We start from the raw sequence: 11,980 nt of genomic DNA, 5'->3' as shown, positions 1-11,980 counted from the left end.
TACTATGACTATGAAGCTTCATGAATTAAAACAAAAACGTAATACTATCGCGATTGATATGCGCGCCATTCACGAAAAAGTGGGTGATAGCGTGATGACCGAAGAACAACGCACGCAATGGAATCAAGCGCAAACTGAACTTGAAAATTTAGATGCACAAATTCAGCGTGAAGAGCAACTACGCTCATTAGATCAAGATTTGGTTGATGACAAAGAGAAAGAACAGCGTGGTCAACAACCGAATAACCCTGAAACAGAGCAAGCAGAGCGTCGCAATCAAGCGTTTGACCGCTTCCTGCGCTGTGGTTTTGGTGAACTCACTGCAGAAGAGCGCCAAGCGGTCAAAGAACTTCGTGCACAGGGTACTTCGCCCGATGAGAAAGGTGGCTATACCGTTCCTACTCAGATGTTAAATAAAATTGTTGATCAAATGAAAGCCTATGGTGGTATCGCAAGTGTGGCTCAAATTTTATCAACTGCCACCGGTCAAGATATTACCTGGTCAACATCCGATGGTACTGATGAAGAAGGGGAATTGTTGGGCGAAAATACCGCAGCAGGTGAACAAGATGTTGAGTTTGGTACTGCCATTTTAGGGGCTAAAAAACTTACATCAAAAATTATCCGCGTTTCCAATGAATTATTGCAAGACAGTGGTGTAGATATTCAAGCGTATCTGGCTTCACGTATTGCTCAGCGCATTGGTCGTGGTGAAGCTAAATACTTGATTAAAGGCACTGGCAAGGGATCACCTGTACAACCATTAGGCTTAGAAACAGCGGTGACTAATACTGTTGATGTCGCCGGCGCCTCATTAAGTTGGAAAGATATTACCGAGTTAGAACATGCGATTGACCCTGCGTACCGTAATAGCCCTAAATTCCGTCTTGCTTTTAATGATGACACACTGAAAAACCTAAAATTAATGGAAGATGCGCAAAAACGCCCTTTATGGCTTCCGTCCATTTCAGGTGTTGCCCCTGCACAAATTTTAGGTATGCAGTATGTAGTTGATCAGGCGATCGACAAAATGGAAGCGGGTAAAAAATTCATCTTCTGTGGTGACTTTGACCGCTTCATTTTACGTCGTGTGACCTACATGACCCTGAAGCGTTTAGTTGAACGTTACGCAGAATATGACCAAACTGCGTTCTTAGCTTTCCATCGTTTTGATTGCGTACTTGAAGATACTTCTGCAATTAAAGCGCTGGTGGGTAAAAGCGCGACAAAATAGTTTTAAATAACACTGAATCAATCAAGTACCGCTTAATTGCGGTTTTTTTGTGCCTGCGATCTGGATGGTCGCAGGTATTGGGGGATTTATGCCACTACCCACACTAGAAAAATTGAAGCAGCAATGTCGATTGGATGAGGGTAATACCTTAGAAGATGAATTACTGAAAACTTATCTGATGGCGGCAAAGCAACGAGCTGAAGGGTATATCAATCGACATCTCTACGAAAAGGATATTCCAGAGGAAGATCCTGACGGTTTATTGATCACTGATGATATTGAATTAGCTCTTATGCTGGCCGTTGGTAATTTCTATGAAAATAGAGAAACAGCCATATTACCAGCAGGATTTAAATTACTACTCGATCCCTATCGTCATATTAATCTGTGAGGAATGATGAAAGCCGGTGAACTCAATAAACGCATCTCCCTTTCTCACTATGTTACAGAACGTGATGATTTAGGGAGTGAAAAAGTCGTTTCAAAAAAAGTCGCTGAGGTATGGGCCAAAGCCGAATCAATGTCTAACCGTAAAATTCGCACCGCTGACCAAGAGCAGGTAATTGAGACCTATCACTTCACTGTTCGTCCTCGTTCTGATGTTGATATGGGGTGGCTGGTGGGTTATCAGGGGCGACTATTTACCGTTCGCGCTGTTGACCGAAATCAGTCTGATAGAACCATTATTACCACGGAGGCGAATATTCAACATGATAGAAACTGATATTAAAGTCGACCTGGAGCGTATTACGGGGCTATTAGCTTATCCGCTGAAACTCCCTTCCGATAAATTAGAAGGAGTTATCTATCAACGGATTAGTGATCCCAAGATAAACACAGGGCTAGCCTGCACCTCACTGGTTCAAGCTCGCTTTCAAATCGTTATCCAAATTCCCGATGATTATCCAAAGGCATTAAAGCTGGAATCGATTCTCTGTCGTGAGTGGGAAGCTATTCAACACGGTTATATTGGTAACTATCCCGTTCAAACTGTTCAGCGAGGCAACTTTCTGCAGGACATGATTGAGCAAACGGAGAACCGTAAAATTTACCGTATTTATCGTGATTTTATTATCACTTATCCCGAGGGTGCAGCGTGATAACTAACCTTAGCGTGACAGGGTTGGATGAATTAGGGCGAAAATTACAGCAATTAGAAGTTGAGTTAAAAACCAAGATATTACGTGAAGCAGGGCGAGAAGCCATGCAAGTCGTGAAAGAGGATATGGAAGCGCATGCAGGGTTTGATGCAAAAAGCACTGAGCCTCATATGCGAGACAATATCACCATCAAAACGACACGAGTAAAAAACACAAATGGGGGTGTCATGGTCACCGTAGGACCGACAAAACCTCATTATATGAAAGCTCGCGCTCAAGAGTTCGGCACCATCAAACAAGTTGCTCGTCCTTTTATTCGTCCAGCCCTCGATTACAACCAACGTGCGGTGCTCAATACCTTAACTGAGCATATTCGCCATGCCCTTTCTTTATATACTTAGGAGTAAAAATAATGGCAGATCAAAAAACATCGCCAGAATACGCCATGCTTCCCGCAGGCACTATTGTGAAATTTGGTAAAGCGGGTGATACCGTTGAACAAATGAAGCCACTGGTTAACTGTAAGGCATTAGGTGCCACAGGACAATCAGGGAGCTTTGTTGACGTCACGACACTCATTGATAAAAACAAACAATTTATTTCTGATTTACCCGAAGGGCCTGAAAAGTCGTTAGGCTTCATTGATGATCCAGAAAATGAAAACTTTGTGGCGTTCCTGAATGCAGCAGAAAAGCGTGAAACGGTGCAGTTTTACTGCGAACTTCCTAATAAACGTACCGCAACCATGATCCTTTCATTGTCAGGCTGGGAATTAAATGACATCTCAGCGCCTGCTAATGAAGCCATCCAGATCACAGTAAAAGGAAAACAAAATAACCTTGTATGGGGAACTTCTTCTGCAACATCAACAGGAGATCAGGGTTAATGAAAGGATTAAAAGCCTCTTTACTTACAGCGAAACCTCAAATTATCGAAGTCGATATTCTATGTGGAGTAAAGGTAAACATTCGTCGTATGACGGCTAACGAGTTGATGAATTTGGAACTTGAGGTTTCTGAATTAAATCAACATGGCAAATTACGTGAGGCATCATTACGAAACGTAGGTATGTTGCTGAATTGCTTGGTTGATGATGAAGGTAAACCAATCAATAAGTCGTTACTACCCAAACCAGAAGAATTGGTTAACATCCATGATAATGCGATCCTCATCGAAGCGATTAACGTCGTGAAGCAACACTCCATTGGCACGTTAGACGAGGCAAAAAAAAACTAACGGATAGCCCATTACTCTATTTTGCTTATCAACTTTCTGAAGAGTTGGGTGAAATTGATCCCTATCGTGTCCTTAATTTGCCTGCCAATACCTTGTTAGGCTGGCAGGCTTATTTTACGCTTAAATCAGAAAAGGCAGGCGTAGTTGTGCCACCTAAAAACAATCCCTCACCTGAAAATCCACATCAATCCACAACCACCTCTAAATCTGTTGAACAGCAATGTTCTGACGTAATGAAAATGATAGGAAGATAATTATGGCCACTAATTTAGCCGATTTACGGGTTGGACTATTGCTGAATGACGCCAGTTTTAGAAGCAATATATCCGGCGCATTAAATCATGCAGGGCGAGAAACAGAGCGTTTTTCTAATAAAGCAAAACGTGAAACAAAAGCGGTTGCAGATGGATTTTATTCAATCAGTCATCAGGTGACAAATGTTGCAGGAAGGCTGGCAATGTTAGGTGGAATAAGCTTATCCATTGGTAGTATTTTAAATATTTCTCGTAAGTATAGTCAGGCTATTTCTGATCTCAGTGCGATTACGGGTGCGTCTATTGAGCGCATGAAAGAGTACAGTATTGCCTCTCAAGAAATGGGGCGAACAACGGAATTTGGCGCAATAAAAGTTGCGGATGCCATGAAACTTATTGCGTCAGCAAAACCGTCATTACTGCAGACAGCGGGAGCCTTAGAAGATGTAACGGCTAAATCGATTACCTTGGCGCAAGCTTCAGGTATTGAGTTAGCTGATGCGGCGAAATCTCTTACCTTAAGTCTTAATCAGTTTGGTGAGTCCGCTGTCTCATCTGAGCGTTACATTAATGTGTTAGCAGCAGGTGCGAAATATGGTGCATCTGAAATAAACGAAACAGCCCAAGCCATTGTGAAAAGTGGTACCGTTGCTTCTCAAGCCGGTGTTTCATTTGAGCAACTTAATGCTTCAATCCAAGTTTTAGCAGGAAAAGGGATCAAGGCTGAAGTTGCCGGTACGATGTTACGTAACGTGTTCTTAGCCCTAGAGCGATCGGCAGATAAAAATCTACGCCCTTCAGTTGTCGGTCTATCTACTGCATTAGAAAACCTCGATAAGAAAAACTATTCCACCACTGCATCCACAAAAATATTTGGTCGCGCCAATGTCAGTGCAGGTACTATTTTAGTTAAAAATCGGGATCAGCTTGTTGATTTAACTAAGGCGCTTACTGATACCGAAACAGCGTATGAGCAAGCAGGGAAAAGGGCACAAAATCTAAATGCTGATTTAGAATTAATGGAAAAGTCGTTTGAAGGCTTGGCGATTAAAGTCGGTACCAGTGCCGATGGTCCTTTACGAACAGGGGTGCAAAATGTTACTTCCGCTGTAAATGCACTAAATAATAACTTCTCAACTTTAGCTAACATTGCAACTTACGCTGTTTTACCTGTCATTGGTGCCAGAATGACTAGAGGGCTTCAAGAGCAAACCAAAGAATGGGTGAAAAATGAAGCAGCAGTCAGAAGTAATGCTAAGCAACAGGCTGAAACCGCCAGAAGAGGGATTGCTTCAGCTGATGCCACCATTAATAAACTAGCTCAGCAAGGTCAGGCATTGACTCAACAGAGCGCCATAATGAATCGGCATGGTTTACAGATGCAAGGATTAGCGAGTGAGCGAAATCGTCTTGTGAGGCAGGAAGCGGAAGCATTAGCGTTAAGAACCAAATATACCGATCAGCTTACAGCAGCTAATAATCGACTTTCATATAGCCAAAGAGCATTGCGTGCATCTAGTTTAGGACTCCGAAGTGTTGTTTCCGCCTTAGGTGGGCCAGTTGGTGTGTTGGCTTTAGCGGGTTCAGCTATTTATTATTTTGCAACTAGAGCTGATGAGGCTAAGTTGAAAATAGAAGGGATGAAAGGGGCTGTGGTCGAGACTATTACTGAACTTCAGCGTCTTTCTAGGGTGAAAATAGAAGTTCAACTTGATGAAATTAAAGAAGAGCTCTCCTTACTCGAGGCAGAAAAGAAGCGTCTATATGGAGAGCAGGCTACTTATTCAGAAAAACGCGAAGGCGAAATGTCTTCGATAAAAAATGGCAGTTGGTTTGGTTATGCCGCAGTTAGCCTTTGGGGAAAAGACTCTGAAGAGTTTGCAAAAGGACGAAGAAAAGTATTAAGCGAAATCGAGGATATAGATAAAGAAATTGAAATTCGGAAGCAAAAAATTGCAAATCGAGAGAGTACATTAAAAACAGGCGTTTTTAGCCAACCGACTAAGGAAGACAAACCAGTAGGGGATGGTAGTGGTAGTGGCGGTGGTAATGATTTAGAAAGCAATAAAGGTTCTACACAAAAAGTTAGCCAATATCATCAATTACGTATGCAAATAGAACAAGAGCATGCAACGAGCTTGGAGCGCATATCATTAAGCGAATCGGAAACAATGCGCAAGCTTCAGGAAAACTTAAAAGCTGGTGGTATGAAGCAGGAAGAGTATGAACGATTAAAAACACTTAACGCTGAAAACCACATGAAACAGCGTGCAGAGTTAGCAGAAAAATACTCTCCTATGCGCGCATCCATCCGCAATGAACAAGAGATGACCAAAGAGCTTAAATCACTCTTTGAGCAACAATTGTTGACTGAAAAAGAATACCAATATGCACGGCGCCAAATGGCACAAGATACGACAAAGTATCGATTATCAGAGCAAGCAAAAGGTATTTCTCTCCCTAATATCAGCATTCTTGGCGAAATAGATCCTGTTATTCAACTCAGAAACCAATTGGAAGAACAAAAGGCGCTTTATCAGGCTTACTATGAGGATGGTTTAGTTAGCAAAGAACGCTATGAACAGTTAGTTATTGCGGCTACAAATAAGTCAAAAGAAGCACAATATCAATCAAGCAAAGAGCTGTATGCCTCCCAAGGTATGTGGCAGCGTATGCAAATGAATTTAGTTGATGCTGTTGAACAACGAACCGCTAATGCAATGACAGGCATGTTGATGGGAACGAAGTCCTTTTCAGAGGGCATTAAAGAATTTTCTTCATCATTAGCCAGCTCAATTATTTCTGATCTTATTCGTATTGCAATTCAAGCTCAAATTACCAATGCATTGACGGGATTAATGGGCGGTTTTGCTGGTGGCAGTAGCGGTGCAGCAAGTGGCGCTAAAGCGGGTAAGGTGGGTGTAAAAGCGAACGCCAAAGGGGATGTTTACAGCTCACCAAGCCTCAGCCAATATAGCAATCAGGTGGTTAGTTCACCGACATTATTTGCTTTTGCAAAAGGTGGTACGCCTAATCTTGGCTTGATGGGGGAAGCTGGAAGCGAGGCGATCATGCCTTTAAAACGTGGACCTGATGGATCTTTAGGCGTTAGAGCAACCGGAAGCAACTCTGTTGCGTCAGGCGATACCATTATTCATCAAACATTTCATGTAACAGGTAATGGCGATGAAGCGCTTTATCAAGCTATACAGGAAGCAGCAAGAATGGGAGCAGAGCAAGGTGCATCAAAAGCGAAATCTGACATTATGCGAGACTTTCAAACCAATGGAACATTAAGAAGGAACCTACGATAAATGGCAACGATATTATCGTGGCCACAATCTATCGTGCCAGCCACATTAAGCTGGCAACTCGTGAGTAACAGTAAAACCTTTACATCAACTTTTACGGGGAGTGTGCAGACAGTACGCTTTCCCGGCTCGCGTTGGCGTTGCAGTATGTCATTTAATAATTTGACCGATGAGCAAGCAAGGGTTTTAGAGGCGTTTGTTGCCGAGTTAGATGGTGAAAGTGGTCGAGTGAAAATTAGTGATTGGGCGCGTTCTGGTTTAACTCAACGCGGTAAACCTAAAGTTAGCCAACCCAATCAATCTGGAAAATTATTAGAGAGTAAAGACTGGTTACCCAATAGCATTGTTTTACGCATTGGTGATTATATCACGGTAAATGATGAACTAAAGCGAGTGACGGCTAATGTGATTAGTGATGCACAAGGAAATGCAACAATTCCTATTGCCCCTATATTGCGTTATGCACCGGCAGTCAATGATTTGATAGAAAATGAAGCGCCATACGGTATTTTTAAACTAACTAGTAACGATCAGGGTAATTTCCAACGTAAACCGGGCATCCTCACAAGCACTTCTTTGTCATTCGAGGAGGCATTAACATGAAATATCATCCCTTTAGTAATGACATGGTTAAGGCAATTAACGAGGGGTATTATTTGGTTGTTGCCTCTCGTTTAGATCTCAAATCAGGTGTTGTAAGAGCACATACTGGTGTGGGCAATATCATTATTGCAGGTGAAGTTTACCAAGGTGTAGGGCAATTTGGTGCCATTGAGTCTGTGGGTGAAAATATGACCACTAGCCCACAACAACTCATTATGAAACTCTCAGGCTTCGATTCTTCCTTGATTGGAGAAGTGATGAACGAGCGGGTTCGTGGGCGAAATGCACAGTTGATGTTAGTTGCATTAAATGAAGAAGGAAAACCTGCGCTTGCTGAGGTTTTATTTGCAGGCCAAATATCAACCATTGGAGTGACAACGGGTGAAGAGAATGAAATAGCAGTTACTGTTTCAAACCGCTTCGAACGTTGGTCTTATGGATTACCCGACAGATTTACTGATGAGTCATGGTCTAAACGTAAAAATGGAGATAGGATATTCCGTTATGTGGCGCAGATGGCTGATCGGGCTATTTACTGGGGTAGCAAGAAAAATGCACCTGCGTTTATTTATAAATGATTAAAGGTTTGCTATGAAAAATATATTTATTACGGCAACGTTATTATTCTGCTTTTCTGCTTCAACTTATTCTTTTGACTCCAATAAGGAATGGTATGAGGGATGCCCTAAATATACTAATGAAGAAATAGAAAACTTAAAAGGAGGACGAGTAGAAACAGTTGAAGAATTACAGCAGCACTCAAAAGAATATCTAGAAGAAAGCAGTAAAAAAATTGACTGTGAAATAAAAAACCTAGAAGAATATAAAAAGCGTTTAATTAAAAAACTAGAAATAAAAAGTAATTAAATACACTTTTTCGTCAACCCGCTTCGGCGGGTTTTTTATTGTCTGGAGAAAACCATGAGACACCAACAATGGACTACTCGCCTTCCTGAAACTTTAAAGAATGCCATAAATCGCCCTTTTGTATGGGGTGAGCATGATTGTTGTTTGTTTGCATCTGATTGCGTCATTGCTGTTTGTGATTTCGATCCCTGCGAAAGCATTCGTGGACGCTACAAAACAAAGACAGGTGCATTCAGAGTATTACAAAAAGAGTTTGGGACATTGGACGGCGCTGTGAGCCGTTTTTTTGATGAAGTTCCAACAAACGAAGCAGGGCGTGGTGACATTGTGATGTTTGAAGGGGATGAAGGAAATACATTAGGTGTTTTGTGGGCGGGTAAACTATGGGCTGTTTCAACAGATGGCGTTCGTGCGGTGAGCAATAAACCAATTAAAGCATGGAGAGTACAATAAATGGGTAAGACAGTCACAAGCGTTGTCTCTGCTGGCTTAATGATAGCAGGGGTTATTGCCACAGGTGGTTTGGGTGCCGCATTAATTGTAGCCGGTATCGCTGTTCAGGCAGCAAGTGCGTTTATCTTTAAAGATAAAGTACCTGGCTCAGGTTATCGGGATCAGTCCGAACGTAAGCAAATGCTACGTTCAGCATCAGCACCAGAAACGGTCGTTGTAGGCAAAACAATGATGTCGGGCTTACTTTTCTTTGCTGAAGAAGAGGAAGGCGAGCAAGACGAAAATGAAGAGCTCTACATGGCTTTAGCGATTGCATCTCATCCCATTCATAAATTAGGTCAAATTTATTTCAATGATGACAAAATTGAAGATTTAGGCGACAGCGCACAATACGAATTTCATAACGGTAGAACTGAGGCGGATCCATACCTATTAAAACATGCCCCTTCATGGAAAGAGGATATGATTGGTCGAGGGCTTGCATGGTTACGCTTAACATTACGCTTTGATCAAGAAAAGTTCCCTTATGGTGTGCCTAATGTTAAAAGTGAACTATGGGGAAAAGAAATTTACGATCCTCGCAATGAGAAAACAGTATGGTCAAATAACGGTGCTTTGATCATATTAGATTACTATCGGCATTACTTAGGTGTTCCAGACTCCGATATTGATTGGGATGCATTTAAAAGTGCAGCAGATATTTGTGATGAAACCGTACAAACGCCAGATGGAAAAAGTGAGCCTAGATATACCTTAAATGGCGCTTATGAACTTGAAGAAAGTCCTGCCTCTGTATTAGAGATGATGCATAAATGCATTGCTGGTGAACCCACTTATATAGCGGGTAAGCATGGCATTATGATGCAAGTTTATAATGGGCCCGCATTACTCACAATTGATGAATCACAAATTATCGATACAGTGACTGTAACGCCTGAACTTTCATTGCGTGATGCAACCAATGCAATTTACGGTACATTTGTCGATGCAGAACAGCAATATAACAAAACCGATTTTGAGCCAGTGGTTGTTGATGAATGGATAGAGGAAGATGGTTTAGAAATCAAAGAGAATATGGACTATCGCTTTGTTACTAGCCCATACCAAGCTAATCGACTAGCCAACCTTTACTTACGTAAAAAACGAGCTGGCCGTCGGATTCAATTGCGAATGAATTTAGATGGCTACGCTTATCGCCCCGGTGATGTTATCAAGCTCGAATTACCTTCATTGGGGATCAGTGATTTAGAATTTCGTATTGCTGATTGGAAATTTCACCCATCAGAGGGGGTAGAGATTACTCTCGAAGAAGATGGTTCTTATATCTATGAAGACTTAGCCAGTAAACCTTTTGTTAGACCTCCATTCACTAAACTACCCACTGGTGGCGTACCCGCACCTATCAACCTAGCCTTTATTCCTCTTGCTGTCACCGATATTGTTCAAGGGTATATTTCATGGCAGAACGTGGCATCGGATATTCGCTATAACACGGTTAATATTCTCCAGAATGGAAAGGTTATACAGTCTATTCAGGTACCGGGTGAGCGTGTTGATATAAACGGTTTAACAAGAGGCACTTATCGTGTTGAGGTGAGAGCAATTAATGTGGCCGGCGCCATGTCTGCGCCTGCTATTAGTGATTTTGCTATTCAGGCACCGCCTGCACCGATTGGCGTTGAAATAACACCGAGTATGTTCAGTTTAACGGCATATCCTAAACAGGGGGATAGCGCTGTATTTGGTTATACTTTTGAGTTTTGGTTTAGTGAAAAGAAACTCGCTAATCTTTCTGAAAATGAGGTGATCACCAAAACAAACAAAGTTGGTCAAGGGAATTTCTGGACGCAAGAGAATTTAAAAGCGGGACACACTTACTATTTCTATATCCGAACGATCAATAGTTATGGTAAATCTGCATTTGTAGAAGCTTCAGGTATTCCAGTTTCATTGCCAGACGACATATTTGATGATTTAGATAACACGGTTAGAGAAACGGATGCGTTTAAAGAGCTGGATAATAAGCTTGATTGGAATGCTGAGACCGCAATTATTTTAAGTAACGCAAGTCATCGTAATTTCAGGCAGTTGCTAATAAAACATGCTGAATCTCAAGCCGGCATTAGTGAGCTATGGCAGGCTAACGCAACTCAAGACGAAGCCTGGGCGCAGGAAGTCAAAGAAATTTACTCCGCTGTTGGTGATAACACGTCTGCAATTAAAGAAACTCAAACGTCAATTACCAAACTTGACGAAGCTTTTGGTCAGCGATTTACTGAGGTCCGCACAGAAATGGATAAGGCTCAGGCTGATATCATTTCAAACTCTAAGGCCATCTCTAACACAAACAAGGCATTTGCTGAAAATAAAACGCAAGTTCAAGCTAAGTTTGATGAACAGGAGGGAATGATACAGCAAAAAATGCAGGCTGAATTTAGTCAATCTGGTGATGGTGTTGTCACTCATTCCATCAATATCACGATTGTTCATAACGGCACTAAATACAATGCAGCAGGTCAGGTCATTAGTGCTCAAGTTAAGAATGGAAAGCTCGAAAGTTTCATAGGCTATAATGCTAATAATTTTGCGTGGTACAACCCAAGTAACGGAAAAATGGAATTATTCATGTATGTTAAAAACGGCCAGATGTTTATGCGTGAGGCCTTTATTAACGAGGCATGGCTTAATTCCGTTGTTGTTACCGAATATATTAAATCTGGTGATTATGTACCCGGTAAGGATGGTTTTTTGATTGACGGTAAAACTAGCAATATTGAAATGAATAAAGGAACGTTCCGGGGTGAATTAGATATAGGAACAAATAAAACGGGTGCGCATACCGTTATCACCAATGAACGGATTGCGGTTTACGGTGCTCAAGGAGAAATTAGGATTGAAATAGGAAAAATAGAAGGGAGATAA

14 protein-coding genes are annotated in these 11,980 nt (G+C 41.7%); all 14 read left to right on the top strand.

Annotation, left to right across the window (positions count from 1 at the left end; genetic code table 11):
* The first annotated feature begins 10 nt into the window (after nt 1-10).
* Nucleotides 11-1,234, top strand: a complete 1,224-nt coding sequence (locus JEP36_RS12375) for a phage major capsid protein (protein WP_198630303.1) — start codon at nt 11-13, stop codon at nt 1,232-1,234.
* Nucleotides 1,235-1,283: 49 nt separating this feature from the next.
* Nucleotides 1,284-1,625: a head-tail connector protein gene (locus tag JEP36_RS12370; protein WP_373370097.1), complete on the top strand. Its 342-nt coding sequence runs from the start codon at nt 1,284-1,286 to the stop codon at nt 1,623-1,625.
* 6 nt (nt 1,626-1,631) lie between these two features.
* Entirely contained in the window at nt 1,632-1,958 is a 327-nt protein-coding gene (locus tag JEP36_RS12365; RefSeq protein ID WP_198630271.1) for a phage head closure protein, read from the top strand.
* A complete protein-coding gene (locus JEP36_RS12360; protein ID WP_198630270.1) occupies nt 1,945-2,334 on the top strand; it encodes a hypothetical protein in 390 nt (129 codons plus the stop codon). Before JEP36_RS12365 ends, JEP36_RS12360 begins: the two co-directional genes overlap by 14 nt.
* Nucleotides 2,334-2,735 carry an HK97-gp10 family putative phage morphogenesis protein gene (locus JEP36_RS12355; RefSeq protein ID WP_198630302.1) on the top strand — a complete coding sequence of 134 codons (402 nt, stop codon included), beginning with the start codon at nt 2,334-2,336 and terminating at the stop codon, nt 2,733-2,735. Before JEP36_RS12360 ends, JEP36_RS12355 begins: the two co-directional genes overlap by 1 nt.
* 11 nt (nt 2,736-2,746) lie before the next feature.
* Nucleotides 2,747-3,220: a hypothetical protein gene (locus JEP36_RS12350; protein WP_006533916.1), complete on the top strand. Its 474-nt coding sequence runs from the start codon at nt 2,747-2,749 to the stop codon at nt 3,218-3,220.
* Nucleotides 3,220-3,570 carry a phage tail protein gene (locus JEP36_RS12345; RefSeq protein WP_198630269.1) on the top strand — a complete coding sequence of 117 codons (351 nt, stop codon included), beginning with the start codon at nt 3,220-3,222 and terminating at the stop codon, nt 3,568-3,570. The genes JEP36_RS12350 and JEP36_RS12345 overlap by 1 nt, the downstream gene beginning before the upstream one ends.
* Before the next feature lie 77 nt (nt 3,571-3,647).
* A complete protein-coding gene (locus JEP36_RS12340; RefSeq protein WP_232805457.1) occupies nt 3,648-3,824 on the top strand; it encodes a hypothetical protein in 177 nt (58 codons plus the stop codon).
* Between the two features lie 2 nt (nt 3,825-3,826).
* A complete protein-coding gene (locus JEP36_RS12335; protein WP_198630268.1) occupies nt 3,827-7,138 on the top strand; it encodes a phage tail tape measure protein in 3,312 nt (1,103 codons plus the stop codon).
* Nucleotides 7,139-7,738, top strand: a complete 600-nt coding sequence (locus tag JEP36_RS12330; RefSeq protein WP_163826727.1) for a hypothetical protein — start codon at nt 7,139-7,141, stop codon at nt 7,736-7,738.
* Nucleotides 7,735-8,316 carry a hypothetical protein gene (locus JEP36_RS12325; protein WP_161769687.1) on the top strand — a complete coding sequence of 194 codons (582 nt, stop codon included), beginning with the start codon at nt 7,735-7,737 and terminating at the stop codon, nt 8,314-8,316. Before JEP36_RS12330 ends, JEP36_RS12325 begins: the two co-directional genes overlap by 4 nt.
* A gap of 13 nt (nt 8,317-8,329) precedes the next feature.
* Nucleotides 8,330-8,605, top strand: coding sequence for a hypothetical protein (locus JEP36_RS12320; protein ID WP_198630267.1), 276 nt, complete (start codon nt 8,330-8,332; stop codon nt 8,603-8,605).
* Between the two features lie 54 nt (nt 8,606-8,659).
* A complete protein-coding gene (locus tag JEP36_RS12315; RefSeq protein WP_198630266.1) occupies nt 8,660-9,058 on the top strand; it encodes a DUF6950 family protein in 399 nt (132 codons plus the stop codon).
* A complete protein-coding gene (locus JEP36_RS12310) occupies nt 9,059-11,980 on the top strand; it encodes a phage tail tip protein J-related protein (RefSeq protein ID WP_198630265.1) in 2,922 nt (973 codons plus the stop codon).

It is taken from the genome of Proteus sp. PR00208, assembly GCF_016238545.1.
Taxonomy (GTDB): Bacteria; Pseudomonadota; Gammaproteobacteria; order Enterobacterales; family Enterobacteriaceae; genus Proteus.
Note: the sequence above shows the minus strand (reverse complement) of the source record. Positions and strands in the feature narration are given on the sequence as shown.

Bases quoted from the DNA above. Each gene is read 5' to 3' on its own strand.
- JEP36_RS12375 (WP_198630303.1), top strand. From the start codon at position 11: ATGAAGCTTCATGAATTAAAACAAAAACGTAATACTATCGCGATTGAT.
- JEP36_RS12365 (WP_198630271.1), top strand. From the start codon at position 1,632: ATGAAAGCCGGTGAACTCAATAAACGCATCTCCCTTTCTCACTATGTT.
- JEP36_RS12360 (WP_198630270.1), top strand. From the start codon at position 1,945: ATGATAGAAACTGATATTAAAGTCGACCTGGAGCGTATTACGGGGCTA.
- JEP36_RS12350 (WP_006533916.1), top strand. From the start codon at position 2,747: ATGGCAGATCAAAAAACATCGCCAGAATACGCCATGCTTCCCGCAGGC.
- JEP36_RS12345 (WP_198630269.1), top strand. From the start codon at position 3,220: ATGAAAGGATTAAAAGCCTCTTTACTTACAGCGAAACCTCAAATTATC.
- JEP36_RS12335 (WP_198630268.1), top strand. From the start codon at position 3,827: ATGGCCACTAATTTAGCCGATTTACGGGTTGGACTATTGCTGAATGAC.
- JEP36_RS12330 (WP_163826727.1), top strand. From the start codon at position 7,139: ATGGCAACGATATTATCGTGGCCACAATCTATCGTGCCAGCCACATTA.
- JEP36_RS12325 (WP_161769687.1), top strand. From the start codon at position 7,735: ATGAAATATCATCCCTTTAGTAATGACATGGTTAAGGCAATTAACGAG.
- JEP36_RS12320 (WP_198630267.1), top strand. From the start codon at position 8,330: ATGAAAAATATATTTATTACGGCAACGTTATTATTCTGCTTTTCTGCT.
- JEP36_RS12315 (WP_198630266.1), top strand. From the start codon at position 8,660: ATGAGACACCAACAATGGACTACTCGCCTTCCTGAAACTTTAAAGAAT.
- JEP36_RS12310 (WP_198630265.1), top strand. From the start codon at position 9,059: ATGGGTAAGACAGTCACAAGCGTTGTCTCTGCTGGCTTAATGATAGCA.